Annotated in this window: 12 protein-coding genes and 1 pseudogene; 4 read left to right on the top strand and 9 right to left on the bottom strand. The window is 60.0% G+C overall.

Going from position 1 to position 16289, the window contains the following annotated elements; genetic code table 11:
- Window positions 1-183, top strand: a 183-nt coding sequence (locus FJ958_RS31930; RefSeq protein WP_348642194.1) for a transposase, incomplete at its 5' end; no start/stop codon positions are given.
- On the opposite strand, the gene FJ958_RS06425 is transcribed toward FJ958_RS31930, so the two are convergent.
- Both FJ958_RS06425 and FJ958_RS06420 read right to left on the bottom strand, forming a co-directional pair.
- Complete coding sequence (locus tag FJ958_RS06425; RefSeq protein WP_140740786.1) at window positions 155-364, bottom strand: recombinase family protein; 210 nt, start codon at window positions 362-364, stop codon at window positions 155-157. The genes FJ958_RS31930 and FJ958_RS06425 overlap by 29 nt on opposite strands.
- Window positions 365-543: 179 nt before the next feature.
- Window positions 544-3423: a DNA methyltransferase gene (locus FJ958_RS06420; protein ID WP_140740784.1), complete on the bottom strand. Its 2880-nt coding sequence runs from the start codon at window positions 3421-3423 to the stop codon at window positions 544-546.
- A gap of 246 nt (window positions 3424-3669) precedes the next feature.
- On the opposite strand from FJ958_RS06420, the gene FJ958_RS06415 reads away from it, so the two are divergent.
- Both FJ958_RS06415 and FJ958_RS06410 read left to right on the top strand, forming a co-directional pair.
- Entirely contained in the window at window positions 3670-5055 is a 1386-nt protein-coding gene (locus FJ958_RS06415) for a hypothetical protein (protein WP_140740782.1), read from the top strand.
- Window positions 5016-5501, top strand: coding sequence for a hypothetical protein (locus tag FJ958_RS06410; protein ID WP_140740780.1), 486 nt, complete (start codon window positions 5016-5018; stop codon window positions 5499-5501). Before FJ958_RS06415 ends, FJ958_RS06410 begins: the two co-directional genes overlap by 40 nt.
- 38 nt (window positions 5502-5539) lie before the next feature.
- Here the strand turns inward: FJ958_RS06410 and FJ958_RS06405 are convergent, their stop codons facing one another.
- Together FJ958_RS06405 and FJ958_RS06400 are read right to left on the bottom strand one after the other, a co-directional pair.
- Complete coding sequence (locus tag FJ958_RS06405; protein WP_140740778.1) at window positions 5540-5971, bottom strand: hypothetical protein; 432 nt, start codon at window positions 5969-5971, stop codon at window positions 5540-5542.
- 4 nt (window positions 5972-5975) lie between these two features.
- A complete protein-coding gene (locus tag FJ958_RS06400) occupies window positions 5976-6941 on the bottom strand; it encodes a hypothetical protein (RefSeq protein ID WP_140740776.1) in 966 nt (321 codons plus the stop codon).
- Window positions 6942-7158: 217 nt separating this feature from the next.
- Between FJ958_RS06400 and FJ958_RS06395 the strand changes: the two are divergent.
- Window positions 7159-8601: pseudogene (locus FJ958_RS06395) on the top strand (YifB family Mg chelatase-like AAA ATPase); the annotation flags it as partial.
- A gap of 1156 nt (window positions 8602-9757) precedes the next feature.
- On the opposite strand, the gene FJ958_RS06390 reads toward FJ958_RS06395, so the two are convergent.
- The 5 genes from FJ958_RS06390 to FJ958_RS06370 form a co-directional block, all read right to left on the bottom strand.
- Window positions 9758-10726: an FkbM family methyltransferase gene (locus FJ958_RS06390; protein ID WP_246679512.1), complete on the bottom strand. Its 969-nt coding sequence runs from the start codon at window positions 10724-10726 to the stop codon at window positions 9758-9760.
- A gap of 309 nt (window positions 10727-11035) precedes the next feature.
- A complete protein-coding gene (locus tag FJ958_RS06385; RefSeq protein ID WP_140740774.1) occupies window positions 11036-11215 on the bottom strand; it encodes a hypothetical protein in 180 nt (59 codons plus the stop codon).
- A 78-nt stretch (window positions 11216-11293) separates the two neighbouring features.
- Entirely contained in the window at window positions 11294-11521 is a 228-nt protein-coding gene (locus FJ958_RS06380) for a hypothetical protein (protein ID WP_246676979.1), read from the bottom strand.
- Between the two features lie 269 nt (window positions 11522-11790).
- Entirely contained in the window at window positions 11791-13962 is a 2172-nt protein-coding gene (locus FJ958_RS06375; RefSeq protein WP_140740772.1) for a malate synthase G, read from the bottom strand.
- A gap of 257 nt (window positions 13963-14219) precedes the next feature.
- On the bottom strand, window positions 14220-16262 hold the full coding sequence (locus FJ958_RS06370) for a hydantoinase/oxoprolinase family protein (protein ID WP_140740770.1): 2043 nt from the start codon (window positions 16260-16262) through the stop codon (window positions 14220-14222).
- Window positions 16263-16289 lie beyond the last annotated feature (27 nt).

The following is a 16289-nucleotide window of genomic DNA, read 5'->3' as shown; positions in this document are numbered from 1 at the left end:
CCACCTTATAGCCCCGACTTTAACCCGATCGAAAATGCCTTCTCGAAGCTGAAGTCGATCCTCAGGAAAGCCGCCGCACGCAACATCCCCGAGCTTTGGGACGCAATCCGCGACGCGCTGCCCCGCTTCACCGCCGAGGAATGCACAAACTACTTCAGCGCCGCAGGCTACGAGCCTGAGTGATCAGATTCTGCTCTAGTTCAAGTCGTCGATCGTCCCGGCCAGATTCCACCTCAACGAATTCTCCGACCAGCTCGCCATTGCATCCGGCAAACTCCCGGACCATCTGCTGCTGAGCCTCTAATCCGAGCCCAGATCGGGCCTGTTTTTTGGTCGAAACGCGGTAATAGCCGACGTATTTCATCGATCCTCGTCAAACATAAACGCTCGTTTATGTTTTAAAGGCTCCTCCCTAAATGCGATCCGAGACAACGGCGCCAAAGCCCCCGAGGACAAGCCGACGCCCTATCGAGAGAAGAGCTGTACCGATTGGTCTGGGATGAGCCGATAATCAAAGCCGCAGTACGGCTTAACACGTCCGTTTCAGCTCTGTTGCGCTGCTTGCTGTTGGTTAAGGGAGAAAAGGAGAGCAAGAACTTCCTCGTCTGGAAGGTTCGCGGGCCAGCCATAAGCTGCGGCTACGGCATCGTCTACCGCGCAATGCGCATGGACCAGCCAAGAGGGACGCGCGTTGTAGAGATTGGTTAGCGTTCGCTTCTTCAACATCTTCGCAGCTTCCTCGTTCAGCGGAAGGATTCGTTCCGGCAATCCGGGCACGACTTCCGCCTCTCGTCGAACGAGGTCCGAAGGGTTCAACCAATTCTCGCGAAGCTTATCTAGCTGACGCGCCGCATCAGCGATAGCAACAGCTCTCGGGTCGTCTGCGTAGTCCGCCGCAGGGACATCCGGAGTTAGTCCTTCAGGAAACGGAAATGTTTCGAAAGTCGTAGTCGGCGTGTAACGGGGATCGTTCCCGACACCAAGCCACGTTCCCATGCCAAGCGCCCATAGCTCATGGAAGCGGGAATGAAGGATTCCGAACGCGGTGTCGTCGTCGCGAGCGATCGCGACCGTGGCGGAATCAGGAACCACCGTCGAGTCACGCCAGACAAAGAGGCGATGCTTCGAAACACGCGGGGTAATGATGATCCTCTTTAGAGAGGCAATAGCTGCGAACAACTCTGGGCGACTACGCCAAAGTCGCCACCAATATCGATTCAGTTCCTCGTTATCTCGTTCGGCCCTGAAGGGGCGAACTATCTGACGAACATGATCAAATGGAGCCTCGAACAGTGCTGCTTCTTGTTCGGTGCTGGCCGCATCGAAGAAAATGATCCATCGATCCTCAGGACGCCGTGTTATGTCACGGCCATTGGTCCATGGTCTGAGAACCGCCGCATTGCCCTGACCGTTAGGATTGATTGGGGCCCGCAGTATCTCTCGGGCGAAGTCACCATCGATCTCAAAAGGCCCATAACTGATGATTCCCTGGAAGGCTATTCGCTCGTTTTGACCGATGACGGCTGAGCGGGTCAGGTCCACACCATTTGATGCTGCTGTCAGATCAGAGAAGATCTGCTTCACCATCGTACCGTTAAGCGTGCTGACATCGTGGCGGTTACGGGAGAAACAAATCAATGACACCCGAACAGCGGCTCCATCCACCGTCCATCCTTTATCCGGATAGGCGCAATATATTGAGCCATCAGCGACGATCGGCCTGAGAACTTCCCGATTCGCCCCGCCCCGAATCGAATTCGTCGAAACCAGGCCGACCCGCTCCGCTTGGCCGCGCGCCACGTACTGCCACGCCTTGGCAAACCAAAAGCATACCAGATCGGCGCCGCCTCTGACCCGGCCGTTATACAGCTTCCGTAGCGCCTCGGTGTAATCGCGACCCAATTCCGGCTTCATTTTTCGATCACCAAGGAAGGGCGGATTGCCGATAATGGCATTGGCTTCCGGCCATTCGGCTTCGATCCATTCGTCACCTCTTTCGCCGATCGAAACGCGAGTCATCAAGGCATCGCGGCACTCGATATTGTCGAGAGACTTCAGCACCGGATTTTGGCTGGCAGCGAATCCGTTCTTTAACATCCACTGAATTTCACCGATCCAGACGGAAACGCGTGCAAGCTCGGCTGCATAGGGATTGAGCTCAATGCCTTTCACGACCTCAGGTCCGATCTGTGGGAATCCCCTCGGCAGGCCAAAGGCCTCTGCCTCCACCTGTGCACGGTGTTCCAAATCCTTCAGCGCTCGCAGGGCTAAATAGAGAAAATTTCCGGAACCGCAGGCCGGGTCGAGAACCCGGTAATCGGCAAGGTGCTTCAGGAATCCGTCAAGAATTGACTGTGCCTGGTTCCTTGCTCGTGTCGCCGCAGCACCCTTCGAGGTCGCCGCCTTTTCCATCAGGTTGGCTATTTGGGTCCTCGCTGCCTCCCACTCGGCCGACAGAGGCTCCACGATGACCGGATTGATGATCATCATGATCTTGTCGCGGTCGGTGTAGTGGGCACCAAGTTGGCTGCGCTTATCCGGGTCGAGTCCGCGCTCGAAGAGGGTGCCCAAAATGGAGGGATCGATGTCGCCCCAATATCGCGACGCCGCATGATGGACGATCTTGATCTCGTCCTTCGTCAACGCGAACGCGAAGTCGTCATCGAAAAGACCGCCGTTGAACCAGGCGACCTTCTCGAAGCCAATCCTGCCGCCCCCCTTCATGGCCGAAAACAGGTCTCGGGCGAAGGATCTGAATTCACTTGGGTCTTCCAGAGCCCGCTCCAGCATGCGGGTGAAAATGGCGTCCGGAAGCAGCTTCACGTCCTCGGCGAACATACAGAAGACGAGCCTGTTGATGAAGTGCGCCACCTGTTCCGGCCCGTGGTCTCGAGCACGTAGGGAGCGCGCCAGCCGAGCGAAGTCGCCGGCGACTTCCTCGGTCAATTCCTGCCGGGTCTTGGTCGGGCGAAGGCCATCCGGATCGGACAGCGCTGCCTTCAGCCAACTTCGCTTTTCCGGGTCTTCAAGCTCGGCAATGGCGATCTCATAAACTTTCGAAACAGAGTTGGTCCAGTTCGTATGAATTCTAATCCTCGTGCCGATGTCGGACACAACAAGCAGCGGCGGATTGTCAAGGGCGACCGCATACCGCTGGAGCTGGGCAAAAGCGGTGTCCAGGTTGGCTTTGGTGCCCTTATATTCCCACGCAAAGCAGTTGCGTTTGAAAACGTCAGCGAACCCTTGGCCGCCGGTTGTCTTCGAGGCACCAACCTCGAATCCATAGTCTTTTCCTGTCGGATCAACGTCGGCCGGCGCTGGTTCGTCCAGCAGCCTACACAGGTCTAGGAAATGTGCTTGGGCGGCGGCTCGCTCCTTCAACTGGGAGTTCTGCCACTTCGCAATGAATTCCCTTGGCGTCACGCTGCTGTTCCCCCCCGAATCCTTCCCGGCGACAATAGGACACCAAAAGAGAACCCGATAGCTGAGTCCCCGTCACATGGAAATTGACTAATCGACGCTGGACCTCCGGCGGTCGGCCCGCGCCCACTGTCGCGCGAAAGAGCTCGACAGACTGCTGTCCGCACAGTATATTAGCCTTCCATAAAAAAGAGGGACGAATAGATGTCTGGGACAAGCCCAGTTAGGCCTATTGGATTCGCCCAAGCGTTGAACGTAAGCCTTAACGATTATTACGATCTTCTCAAGGTGAACGTGACCGGTATCAAGGCAGAAGAATTCCTGCAGCTGAAGCTGGTGGCCGACCCCGTCTCAATAAGCAACGACAAAGCGAGCGCAGGTGGATACATCTGGTGGTCCTACTACAATCTGCTGGATCGTGGGGACCATGTCGTTGTCCCTCAGGCAGTCGACGATCAAGTCGCCATCAGCGCTGCGCGACTCGCAAACGTCTATGGCGACTTCCTGAACATCCTTATTAAATTCGTAGCAAAAAAAAATCTGACGCCGCCTGAGGAAAAGGAACTCGCTAACCTGCAGAAGCAGATTGCGGCATGCAAGAAGAAGATTGGCAAGCTGCTCGCGGAGGACACCGCGAATTGGGAAAAATACGCTCGGGGACACGGTTTCGCTGTTGGTGATCAAGGGCAGTATCTCAAGTGGTCCCAGTACCAGGGAAATTGGGACGACGTTCTTGAGCAGCAGGACCTTCTGAAGGACTACCGTTTAGATCGCAAGATTCTCCTAAACGGGCAATATCCGGATCCCGAAGACCGGAAGATAAGGGACCAGCTGGACCTTTTCGACAGTCTGCCCATGCAGCTCGGCTACCCGGTTCATGCCGACCACCTGTATTCGAACGGCGACTCGTTTGATGTCGGTTACTTGAGCACGATGGCAGGTTCGGAAAACGCGATGTTCGACAGCCGGCGCTATGTTGAATGGAAGCAGGATCTGAAGACGATCCTAACGACCGGCGGCGGGCACTTTGATGCAACACTTGACCACAGCACCGGCACCTCGACGTCAATGACAACTGACTGGGGAGCGAGCGGTAGCGGTAGTTACGCCTTCATAAGCGCACATGCCAACGTGAGCGAACATACCGCCATCCAGGAAGACTTCAACACGCTGACGCAGATGAACCTGCACTGCGAGTCTGCGTTTCGAGTTGAGATCACGTATGGTGGCTGGTTCGATCCAACGCTCTTCGATTGTCAGCATGTCATCGACAATCCACACACCTTCGCGCCGTTCCTGGGCGACAAGGGGTCGCTTCTTTATTATCCTACGAGCCTCATTTTAGTCCGCGGCTTTGCCGTTGAATTCCTCAATACGCAGAATTGGTCATACGACTACGACCATAGCTTCTCTGCAAGCGCGGGCGGTGGTTTCAGTTGTTGCGGGATCAGCTTCGGTGCCAGTGCCAACTACTCGGAGCACACCCATGCGCACAAGATCGATCAAGCTACTACCCATTTGGTTTTCAAGGACGACGTCAACACGATACGCTTCGTTGGACTGGGAGTAGTGAAGAACACAGCCTTCATGAAGGCATGGCGGAAGAACGTAAAGAAGATTCACGGGCGCGGCTGATGGAGTGCCGCACAATGCCAAAGGGTCCCGTGGCGGCGCTTTCAAGCCTGCTTCTTGTGGGGTGTTCGAGTCTCGACTTTATCCCCAGCCAGAAGTTTCCACTATGCCCCCAAATCGCAGAGATGAGCTACGGTCAGGATGATGCGACTGGCAAGACCGTGAACCTCTATGTGCAGGAACAGGCTCACGTGCGGCATTTGCGGATTAATCCAATTTCGGAGTACGTTGCGGAAGTCCACGGCAACCCCGTGGATCTCCAGTGGTTCACGAAGAACTATCCTCAGATGCTTTGCTCGTTTGATCCCCGACAGGAGTCCCACGTCAAGGAGACCTACATCTCGTGCGTCAGCCATGTGTCTAACTGGATCAAGATCGTACGCTCCGAGCATCCAGAAGCCTTGATGTATGACAAGACTCTGTTCGAAGCCAACTGTGCGTCGCTATAGCACGTTGGACCGTCGTCTCCCGCAAAGTCGGCTGCTGCTCATTTCGCGCTGTTGGGCGCATACCCGAACAATGACTTGGAGATCATGCCAATGAATACGCCGAAAAAGGTTTCCACACCACCCAGCGTAATCTTTAGCTGATCTGGGCCAAAATGATCAAGCTGTTGGTAAAAAAGCCAGAACAATGCAAGCACAAGTCCCACCAAAAACAACGGAAAAACAACGCAAATAGTCGCATACATTAACGAGACTCTAGTCCTTTCCGACGGGTCAGCCTTGTTTTCAATAACGTTGCTAAAGGCGCCGAACGCGATCACAGCTAGCACTGGGCTAGCCATCAGCAGGGTCTGCATTGCGTCCACGCCACCAAGAAGGGAGAACACCCCAAGAGCCATCGCAGTAAGAAACACCAGCAGGTGTCCAAAAATTACAATCACTGATACCAGTGCTCGCAAAACTCCGAGGTTCATTTCTCTACCTGTAGTCGATTTGCATAGTGCAACCTAGATGCAGTTCGCCTTCCACACCCTCGAACTCAGCCTTGCATCGGCTCGGGCTTCCGCCTAAAAACGATCCAAAGCTGACAGCGGCAACAAATTCTTCTGTATAACTGTTATATTCATCTCCGACCAATCGTCTAAAATGTTCATCTGTTGGCGGGCTTTTCCGCGCATTTACCTTCGGTGCAACGAGTAGATTCTCCGTGTGCACGACCACCAGATAGTCAGAACCGCGGGGTGCCAGTAGCGTCGCAATTAGGTCGTACTTGTCCCAGGTACCCTTTGCGCGGTTGCCGCGAGAAATTTCCGACGGCACTATAATCGTCATGCGCTTAGTTGGGTAGTACGGATCTATCGGTGCGATAGAAAGGGGGCCTTCTACAATATCGGAAGAGCCATGCGCTGGAGAGACATATCTTGCCACAGCAGACTTTATAAAGCTCTCGAACTGCTGACCCTTCGTTAAATCGCCGACAGCAGCCTTCCCGACGGCCGCGTAGCTGATTTCGGCTCCTCCGCAAAAGCCCTTTGCATGAGTGACTGATTTGGCTATTCCCGCTTTAACAAGGTATTCGGCAACAAACTTTTCCGATCCTATTGGAACAACAAAATCATTAGCGGGGTCGGCCCCATATGGAGTTCCCGCTTTCCAGGCGCCCTTGAGTTGTAGTCTTACAGTGGTTTTCTGCTTGCTCGCGTAATCAATTGCCGCTGAAATTTTCTTATTCGCCCAGTCAGCTTTTGCAAGAAGGGCGTCAACATCCTTGAAGCTTTTCATCTTCTTACTGAAGACAATCGAAAGGCCGCCGTACTCTCCGCCGCATTGCGTCTTGCCTAGGTCATATGCTTGGGCCTCGATGGGCCCAACGGAAAATGCCGCGCAAATGAGACCGGCCAACGCAAGGGGTAATCTTCTTTGGTTCACGCCTGCGGTAACCATTCAATACCCTCCTTGAAGAACTATCGCAACTTGTGCTGGCAAATTCAAGGTATCACTAATATTCTGTCGCCTCGCGCAACAGCCATTCAGGGAATTTTGCGGCGCTTAATGGTCTCGCCGCTAACATTAGGCACCGCTCAATCAGCCTCAATGCCAATGCCAGTATGTGGTGGCCACTGCTGCGCGGGCGGTCTGTTGGGAATTAAATCGCTTCACAATCCAGATCGTCGGCTTGCCGGACAAGGCGGTGGCCGAAAGCCGCGAGCGGGTGCAGGCGGCGCTTCATGCGTCGGGCCTGTCGATGCCGTCGAAGAAGGTGACGGTCAATCTCGCGCCCGCCGACCTGCCGAAGGAAGGCAGCCACTACGATCTGCCGATCGCGCTCGGCCTGATGGCGGCTCTCGGCGCCATTCCGGGCGACATGCTGGCCGGCTACGTCGTTCTCGGCGAATTGTCGCTCGACGGCACGATTGCCGCCGTCGCCGGTGCCTTGCCGGCAGCGATTGGCGCCAACGCCGAAGGCAAGGGCCTGATCTGCCCGTTCGCCTGCGGACCGGAAGCCGCCTGGGCCGGCGCGGATTTCGACATATTGGCGCCGCGCAGCCTGATCGCGATCGCCAACCATTTCCGCGGCACGCAGGTGCTGTCGCGGCCCGAAGCCGGCATCCACGCCTCGGCCCGCGACCTGCCCGACCTCGCCGACATCAAGGGCCAGGAGACGGCCAAGCGGGCGCTTGAGGTCGCGGCCGCCGGAGGCCACAACCTCCTGATGGTCGGCCCGCCGGGCTCGGGCAAATCGATGCTGGCGCAGCGGCTGCCGTCGATTCTGCCGCCGCTGGCGCCGAAGGAACTTTTGGAAGTCTCGATGATCGCCTCGGTGGCGGGCGAGCTCGGCGAAGGCAAGCTGACCGACCGGCGGCCGTTCCGCGCCCCGCATCATTCGGCCTCGATGGCGGCGATGGTCGGCGGCGGGTTGCGGGCGCGGCCCGGCGAAGTGTCGCTCGCGCATCACGGCGTGCTGTTCCTCGACGAATTTCCCGAATTCACGCCGCAGACGCTCGACGCGCTGCGCCAGCCGCTGGAGACCGGCGACTGCATGATCGCGCGCGCCAACCATCGCGTCACCTATCCGGCGCGCATCCAGCTGGTGGCGGCGATGAACCCATGCCGCTGCGGCATGGCCGGCGAACCCGGCTATCGCTGCCTGCGCGGCGAACGCTGCCGCACCGACTACCAGGCGCGCATTTCCGGTCCGCTGCTCGACCGCATCGATCTCAGGATCGAAGTGCCGGCCGTTTCGGCCAGCGACCTGATCCGGCCGGACCGCGCGGAGAAGAGTGCCGATGTGGCGCTGCGCGTGGCCCGTGCCCGCGCACTGCAGCGCGAACGCTTCGAGCGGCTCGGCGCCACCCGCGCCACCACCAACGCCCATTGCGCGCCGGCGGTCATCGAGGAAATCGCCATGCCGGATGCCGCAGGCCTGTCGCTGCTCAAGGATGCCAGCGAAAAACTCGCCTTTTCCGCGCGGGCCTATCACCGCGTGCTGAAAGTGGCACGGACATTGGCCGATCTCGACGCCAGCGAAACCGTCGGTCGCATCCATCTGGCCGAGGCGATTTCCTATCGCATGAGTTCAGAGCGGATGGCGCAGGCGGCGTAGCAAGTGGCCGTTGGAACACAGATCCGTCCACATTGAAGGAATTGAAGACCGTATTTGCCTCCCGGGCCTCAATCGTTGAGATGTCCCGCTGGCGGCGTGAGAAAAGCCGTTTCAGAAGATACCAGGGGTAGTTGCGAACGCCAGCCCATATAGCGGCCCCAACCAGCGCCGTGAGGACGGCGTATCCTGCCAGGGTCCGGACAGAAGGCCGGCTCAACGTTACGAACAGAATCCAAGAAGCAGAAGGGCGGGAAGGAGGGCGGCGGCGAAGTCGCTCACGATCTTGACAGGCTGAGCCAGGAACCGTGCCGATTCTGCATCTTGCTTCTGCAATTCGGGGCGATCTGCCCACCCTGTGAAATCGTTGAATTGTGCCGCTCTCGAGCGCCTTCGAGACCCTATATGCGATATCGTCGGCGACTATAGGATCGTCGGAAAAATGATTCGACATATTCCGTTTGGAACCCATCTCCCCCCACGCGCGCGTGTCGGAAAACAACGCTTCCCCAGGATTGGCAGCCCTATTGCGTGCTCCCCCGCGCCAAGGTGGCGCAGGATCTGTGCGGTCTCGGCCCCCTGTGGGTTTCATTCCCACCTGTCGCGAACCGGTTTCTGTCGCTCGGATGGGTACGATTTCCTTTGGGCCGTTGCGGTGTCGATCTCGACCATGACCCGAGCGGTAATCTTGACTGTCACCTTACCTGCCTCATCATCAACGCGCGTCACGTATCCCGTTATCGCCACCTTTTCGCCGGGCTTGGCTTTCCTCGGAGGCTCAATGGCAATTGGGAGGTTGTAGCTTGGAATGCTCACACACGCTCGACCACTCCGACGCACCATCAAGATAGTCGCCGTCAGCGTCACCTCATCGCCGATGTCTATGCTCCGCCTCATACCTGGATTCCGGCGCCGATGACGGGCTCATCAAGACATTGCTAATATAACGGTGACGCAGTGACGCAAAGATGACAGTTGTCGCCCACTCCCTCGCAAGGCAGAAGCTGCGGGTTCGAATCCTGTCGGGTGGCCATTCAGGTCAACCCCTGAACCCTGTTCCACGTCAGGCAAGCGGGCGTCGAGAAACTCCGGACTGGAATTGATCCTCATGTTGAGGCCGGGGCGGATCCGCGGAACAAGTACACTCCGATAGCGGACGCTATACCCATCTGCTTATAGGCGTGCCGGCCTCCAGGAACTCACGGACAATTTCGCGTTCCATGGCAGCGGTCCTTCGTCCTTCCGAGTTCCTCATGTAGGGGGAATGGAACTCGACATAAGCGGCATGGAGATCACGATGCAGCCCCGACCGGATCATGTCGTCCAGAATCTCGTACTCCGCCCCTTCGACATCGAGTTTGAGAACGACCACTTCGTAAAGGCTACGCTTGGCTTGGATCATCCGTGACAGCGAAAACGTTTCGACAAGCTCCGGCGCAAATCGCTGCGACTGATACAAGCTTCCGTTGTGGCCGGGAATTATAGAGCAGCCTTCGTAGGTAGGGTCCGAGTGCTCTGGCGGGGGACCGAGCAGTTCGGCATAGCCATCTTTCACGCTCGCAGCCTTGGCCACGATCTCCATGGCTCCGTTTTCCGAGCGCAAACCATGAAGGTACTCCAGGCAATTCTTGTTTGGCTCGACAAGAATGTAGTCAAAGTGGTCGGGCGTGTAGTACCGGGAAAAGAATTTATACCCTTGGCCGATGTTTGATCCGCAATCGATAAACAAGCCACGACTTCGCGTTGCCGCCTTGAGCTTGGACAAGGCCTGCCTTGCATCGCTCGCGACGCGATGCCGGAGCCTTTGCGACCGAATTGGTTCGCTTAGTGATAGCGCCAACAACTGGAGGAGCCGACCGAACCTATTGGTTCTCAGCACATCTGCTATCTGGTTGATCTTTCTGATTGCCTTACCGGAGCCGTATGCCGTGCGCTCCAGTGGCGGACAGGGCAACCCGAGGCGCATGCGTTGGGTGTGTGCGAAGGCAATCGCATCGCGCTCGCGCCTGAATTCATGGAACGTTTCCTGGCCGCCCTCGCATACGCGGGCAAACCAGCCCTCGAAGCCCTCCGACAATTCCACGGAGGTTTTGGAGCAACCGGCATCATATTCGGGGGAAACAGGCATGGCGCTTCCTGCATAGCGGTCGAAACCCGACGTTCCATTAGGTTACGCTGATACAATGAATGTGCTGTGACAGGCGCAACGGCCGGCCAACTTCTTGGCTGATGCGGACCTATGCGATCGGCGAGTTCGATCTCTCGGCGCCGAGCGCGTGGATCGAAGTGCCGGCCGTCATCTGGCCGAGGCGATTTTCCGTCGCATGAGTTCGGAGCAGGTGGCGCAAGGGCCTGCGATACCGCCGCTGACTGCGCTCCGACCCTTCGGCGCGAGCGGACCCAGTATGGTCGTCGGCTGCGGTGATGACGGCCGGGATCAATAGGTTCCGGTCGCGGCCTTATACCTCCTGTGTTTCTTGTGCTTCTTTGCGGCGGCCTTTTCCACGCCAGCCGGGCCAGCGCTGGTCGACGCAGCGGCCGCGGCGTTGGCTTCGAGCACCGGTATCGTGACCACCAAGGCAATGCCACGCCGAGCGCCGAGAATAGATTTCTTCATCGCTTCATATAATTTCAGGAATGATGGCGGGCGCTTGAGTGGCCAGCAGGCCCGCCATTCCGCAAAATCGCGAAATCCTTATTTCTTCTTGCACTCCATGGCGGCCTTCATCGCGGCGGTCGCTGCGGCCTCGGTCTTGTAGGACGTCTTACCGACCATCATCACTGTCTTGCCGTCGGGCTTGGTAGTGGCGACGGAACACGTCTTGTCGCTTACCTTTTGAGCCACAAAATACTCTGTCGCCGCAAAGGCCGGTGCCGCTGCGAACACCGCGATGATCGCTGCAGAAACAAGTCTTCTGGTCATGATATTCCTCCGCTTCAGGCCCCGATCGCCCTTGAACACTATGACGCGGCGACTTGTCGGAAGCCTTGCTGGAGCATTACGGTTCGGTAATGTAGTCAGCGATGGCGCGCTCTCGACGCCAGCGAGACCCACGGCCGCATCCATCTGGCCGAGAGACTTCTTATCGCATGAGTTCGGAGCACGTGAGCCGGCGCACTTCACACACGACCCACCCGGCCCTTCGGGCCGCCTCCAGGGGGGACGCCGAAGCTCCCGCCCGCCCGATCCTCTCAGGCCCGCCCCTTCGCCTTCAATTCCAGCCGGCGTGCATGCAACACCGGCTCGGTGTAGCCATTGGGCTGGCTGGTGCCCTTGAACACGAGATCACAGGCTGCCTGGAAGGCGATGGAATCGTCGAAATCCGGCGCCATCGGCTGGTAGAATGGATCGCCGACATTCTGGCGGTCGACGATGGCCGCCATGCGCTGCAGGGAATCCATCACCTGGATTTGCGAGCACACTTTGTGGCGCAGCCAGTTGGCGATGTGCTGGGAAGAGATGCGCAACGTGGCGCGGTCTTCCATCAAGCCGACATCGTTGATGTCAGGCACCTTGGAGCAGCCGACGCCCTGGTCGACCCAGCGCACGACATAGCCCAGAATGCCTTGCGCATTGTTGTCGAGCTCGCGCTGAATCTCGTCGGGCGTCCAGTTGGGCCGTACGGCGACCGGCACCGACAGGATGTCGTCGAGCTTGGCCTTCGGCCGGTTTTTCAGCGCCGCCTGCACGGCGTGCACATCGACCTTGTGGTAGTGCGTGGCATGCAGCGTGGCCGCCGTCGGTGACGGCACCCAGGCGGTGTTGGCGCCGGCCTTGGGGTGGGCGATCTTCTCGACCAGCATGGCGGCCATCAGATCCGGCATCGCCCACATGCCCTTGCCGATCTGGGCGTGGCCGGCCAGCCCGCATTCGAGCCCGATGTCGACATTCCAGGCTTCGTAGGCGGATATCCAGGCGGCCTGTTTCATGTCGCCCTTGCGGATCATCGGGCCGGCTTCCATCGAGGTGTGGATCTCGTCGCCGGTGCGGTCGAGGAAACCGGTGTTGATGAAGACGACACGGTCTTTTGCCGCGCGGATCGCCTCCTTGAGGTTGACGGTGGTGCGCCGCTCCTCGTCCATGATGCCCATCTTGATGGTGTTCCTTGGCATGCCGAGCAAGGCTTCCACCCGGTCGAAAATCTCGACGGCGAAGGCGACTTCCTCCGGCCCGTGCATCTTCGGCTTCACCACATACATCGAGCCGGCGCGGGAATTGGCGCGGCGGCCCTTCGGCCCGACATCGTGCAATGCGATCAGCGCTGTGACGGCCGCGTCCATGATGCCTTCCGGCACCTCGTTGCCGTCGCGGTCCAGGATCGCAGGATTGGTCATCAGATGGCCGACATTCCTGATCAGCATCAGCGAGCGGCCGGGCAAGGTCAGGGTACCGCCGGCGGGCGCGGTGTAGACGCGGTCGGGATTGAGCTTGCGGGTAAAAGTCTTGCCGCCCTTGGTGATCTCCTCAGCCAGGTCGCCCTTCATCAGGCCGAGCCAGTTGCGGTAGACGACGACCTTGTCCTGCGCATCCACGGCAGCGACCGAATCCTCGCAGTCCTGGATGGTGGTCAGTGCCGATTCCAGGATGACATCGGCGATGCCGGCCGGATCGGTGCGGCCGATCTGGTTGTCGCGGTCGATCACGATCTCGATATGCAGTCCATTTTTCACCAGCAGCACGGCTTGCGGATTGGCGGCATCGCCGCGATAGCCAACGAATTGTTTCGGGTCGGCGAGCGTGGTGGAGCCGGCGCCTTCGCCCAGCTTCAGCGCGCCGTTCGCCACCGACAATCCGTTGACGCCGGCCCATTTGCCCGAGGTCAGGGGCACGGACTGGTTGAGGAAATCCTTGGCCCAGGCAATGACCTTGGCGCCCCGCGCCGGGTTGAAGCCCTTGCCCTTCTGCGCGCCATCCGTTTCAGGAATGGCGTCGGTGCCGTAGAGCGCGTCGTAGAGCGAGCCCCAGCGCGCATTGGCGGCGTTCAGCGCATAGCGCGCGTTCATCACCGGCACGACCAGCTGCGGCCCGGCGACGACAGCGATTTCAGGATCGACATTTTCCGTCGACACGCTGAAGGCCGGCCCTTCGGGAACGAGATAGCCGATCCCCTTCAGGAAGGCCTTGTAGGTTTCCATGTCGACGGGTGCGCCATTGTCGCGATACCAGCCGTCGAGTTTCTCCTGCATGGCGTCGCGTTTTGCCAGCAGCGCCCGGTTCTTCGGCGCGAGATCGTGGACGATGGCCGAGAAGCCGTTCCAGAACGTGTCCGCATCGATGCCGGTTCCCGGCAGTGCTTCGTTGGCGACAAAGTCGTGAAGCTCGCGGGCAATCCGCAATCCGGCGATTTCGACGCGATCGGTCATCAGGGCTTTCTCCAGGCGAAAGGCTTGGCCGGCCTTTGGCATGTCAGGGCGCAAGGGTCAATTCGGCTAAGGGTGAAGGTCCCGCATTTTGCCGCCGCGAAGCCGCGTATCTCCCCCCTTGAGGGGGAGATGGCCGGCAGGCCAGAGGGGGTCGGATCGATTGGACGCCGACGTCCTGCGGCTCATCTAGGTCAGCGCTCCACGCGCGGCGACCCCCTCTGTCGCCTTCGGCGACATCTCCCCCTCGAGGGGGGAGATTACACCGCGATCCTCGGCCTGCCCGAGGCCACCGCCACCACATGCGCCTCGATGAACATGCGCTGGGCTTCGACGGTCGAGACGCGAAACTCGGTCGCGACATCGATCTCGGCGCTGTCGGTGCCTGCATCCCGGGCCCGCTGGGCGACGATCGCCCGCACATCGGCCTCGGCCGCCGCGATCGCCGCCGCCTCGTCGAGGAAGTCGCGCACGGTTTCCCCGGAGGCAAGACGGAACAGCCCTTCCTTGGGCTGGCTGACCCGCGCCTCGGCCGAAACCCTGACCTGGCCGACCACGGCGCCGAGCGCGTTGGCGACATCGGTGTCCTCAGGCACCACGCAATCATTGCCGACCAAGGGCGCGAGGCCGGCATAATGCAGCGGTGCGGAGGCGCCCAGCCCGATGACCGGGCGGTCGAGCGCGACGGTGAGGCGAGCGATGCCGGGGTGCGCGTCGACCGCGCGCTGGACCAGCGCATGCGCCACGGTCGCGGCGCCGTCGAGCCCGTCCTCGGCAAAGGCGGTTTCGAGGATGTATTCGGCCGACCAGCGCGTCAGCGTCACCAGCACCCGCTCCGAGATCGCTTCCGGCGAGGCTGCGATGGGCTGGCCACGGCCGTCGCGCCTGCGGGCGAACAGTTCGGCGCCGAGGCGGGCGGTGGCGGCATCCCAGTTTGCCTGCTTGCCAAGCACATGTGCCGCGTCCGACGGGGTGAAGCCGCAAATATGCACCAGCCCGCGCGACACCAGCCGGTTCAAGGTGGCGTTCTGGGCATTCGACGTCAGCAGCCGGTCGAGGGCAAGCGGCGTCGCGCCGATCGCCTCGTATAGCCGTGCTTCCGGGGCGGTCAGGCCTGCGGCAAGCCTGTCCGGCACGCCGGTGCGGACGGCAAAGCGGCCATCCATGCGGCCGGTGTTGGGCGCGCGCAGCTGGCGTTCGAGCTCCGATTTGACCGCTTCGCCATGCGCCATGCCGGCAAGCGCCAGCGGCACCAGGCGGCGCGGCCCGAGCAGGACCTTCGGGTTGAGCGCGCCGTCCTCCAGCGTCACTTCGGAATCGCCGCCAAGGCCGAAGGTGCGCATGGCGACGGCCTCGACCATGGTGCGGAAGCCGCCGACGGTGGCGCCTTCCGGATCAAGCCTGGGCCGGCCTTTGTCGAGGACGGCCACGTCGGTGGTGGTGCCGCCAATGTCGGACACCATGGCATTGTCGAGCCCGGTCATGTGGCGGGCGCCGACCAGGCTGGCGGCCGGGCCGGAGAGTATGGTCTCGATCGGCCGCTGGCGGGCGAATGCCGCCGAGACCAGCGCGCCATCGCCGCGCACCACCATCAGAGGGGCGGCGATACCGCGTTGATCGAGAAAGCCCTCGGTTGCCGCCACCAGCCGGTCGATCATCGAGATCAGCCTGGCGTTGAGCAGTGTCGTCAGCGCCCGGCGCGGGCCGCCAAGCTTGGCCGACAGTTCGTGGCTGGCGGTAACCGGCAGGCCGGTCTTCTCGCGGATCAGGTCACGGGCGGCGACCTCGTGCGCCGGATTGCGGGTGGCGAAATAGGCGCAGACGGCAAAGCCGGACACTGAAACGCCGAGTTCCGGCAAGGCGGCCTCCAGCCCGGACAGATCGAGCTTGGCGGCATTGCCGTGGACGTCATGGCCGCCTGGACAAAACACCACCGGGTCGGTGCCAAGCGCCGTCTTCAGCCCATCGCGGGCAAGGTCGGCTTCGGAAAAGCCGATCATGACCAGCGCGACGCGGCCGCCCTGGCCCTCGACCAGCGCATTGGTGGCGAGCGTCGTCGACATCGAGACCAGCTTGATGGCGGTCGGATCGGTGCCGGCCTTCTGCAGCACCGCGTCGACGGCGCCGGAAATGCCGACGGCCAGATCATGCCGCGTGGTCAGCGCCTTGGCCTTGGCCAGCGCCTTCCCCTTGTTGGGCCCCGCTTGCGGACCTTCGGTTTCAGACCACAGCACGGCATCGGTATAGGTGCCGCCGGTGTCGATCCCGAGGAAGAGAGGTTTGGGTTTGGGTTTGGCGGTCATTTCTGGTGGCGGTCCGGACACGAGGAA

It is taken from the genome of Mesorhizobium sp. B2-3-5, from assembly GCF_006442395.1.
Taxonomy (GTDB): Bacteria; Pseudomonadota; Alphaproteobacteria; order Rhizobiales; family Rhizobiaceae; genus Mesorhizobium.
Note: the sequence above shows the minus strand (reverse complement) of the source record. Positions and strands in the feature narration are given on the sequence as shown.

Coding starts and splice junctions, on each gene's coding strand:
- FJ958_RS06425 (WP_140740786.1), bottom strand. CDS start 364: ATGAAATACGTCGGCTATTACCGCGTTTCGACCAAAAAACAGGCCCGA.
- FJ958_RS06410 (WP_140740780.1), top strand. CDS start 5,016: ATGGCGGAAGAACGTAAAGAAGATTCACGGGCGCGGCTGATGGAGTGC.
- FJ958_RS06405 (WP_140740778.1), bottom strand. CDS start 5,971: ATGAACCTCGGAGTTTTGCGAGCACTGGTATCAGTGATTGTAATTTTT.
- FJ958_RS06400 (WP_140740776.1), bottom strand. CDS start 6,941: ATGGTTACCGCAGGCGTGAACCAAAGAAGATTACCCCTTGCGTTGGCC.
- FJ958_RS06390 (WP_246679512.1), bottom strand. CDS start 10,726: ATGCCTGTTTCCCCCGAATATGATGCCGGTTGCTCCAAAACCTCCGTG.
- FJ958_RS06385 (WP_140740774.1), bottom strand. CDS start 11,215: ATGAAGAAATCTATTCTCGGCGCTCGGCGTGGCATTGCCTTGGTGGTC.
- FJ958_RS06380 (WP_246676979.1), bottom strand. CDS start 11,521: ATGACCAGAAGACTTGTTTCTGCAGCGATCATCGCGGTGTTCGCAGCG.
- FJ958_RS06375 (WP_140740772.1), bottom strand. CDS start 13,962: ATGACCGATCGCGTCGAAATCGCCGGATTGCGGATTGCCCGCGAGCTT.
- FJ958_RS06370 (WP_140740770.1), bottom strand. CDS start 16,262: ATGACCGCCAAACCCAAACCCAAACCTCTCTTCCTCGGGATCGACACC.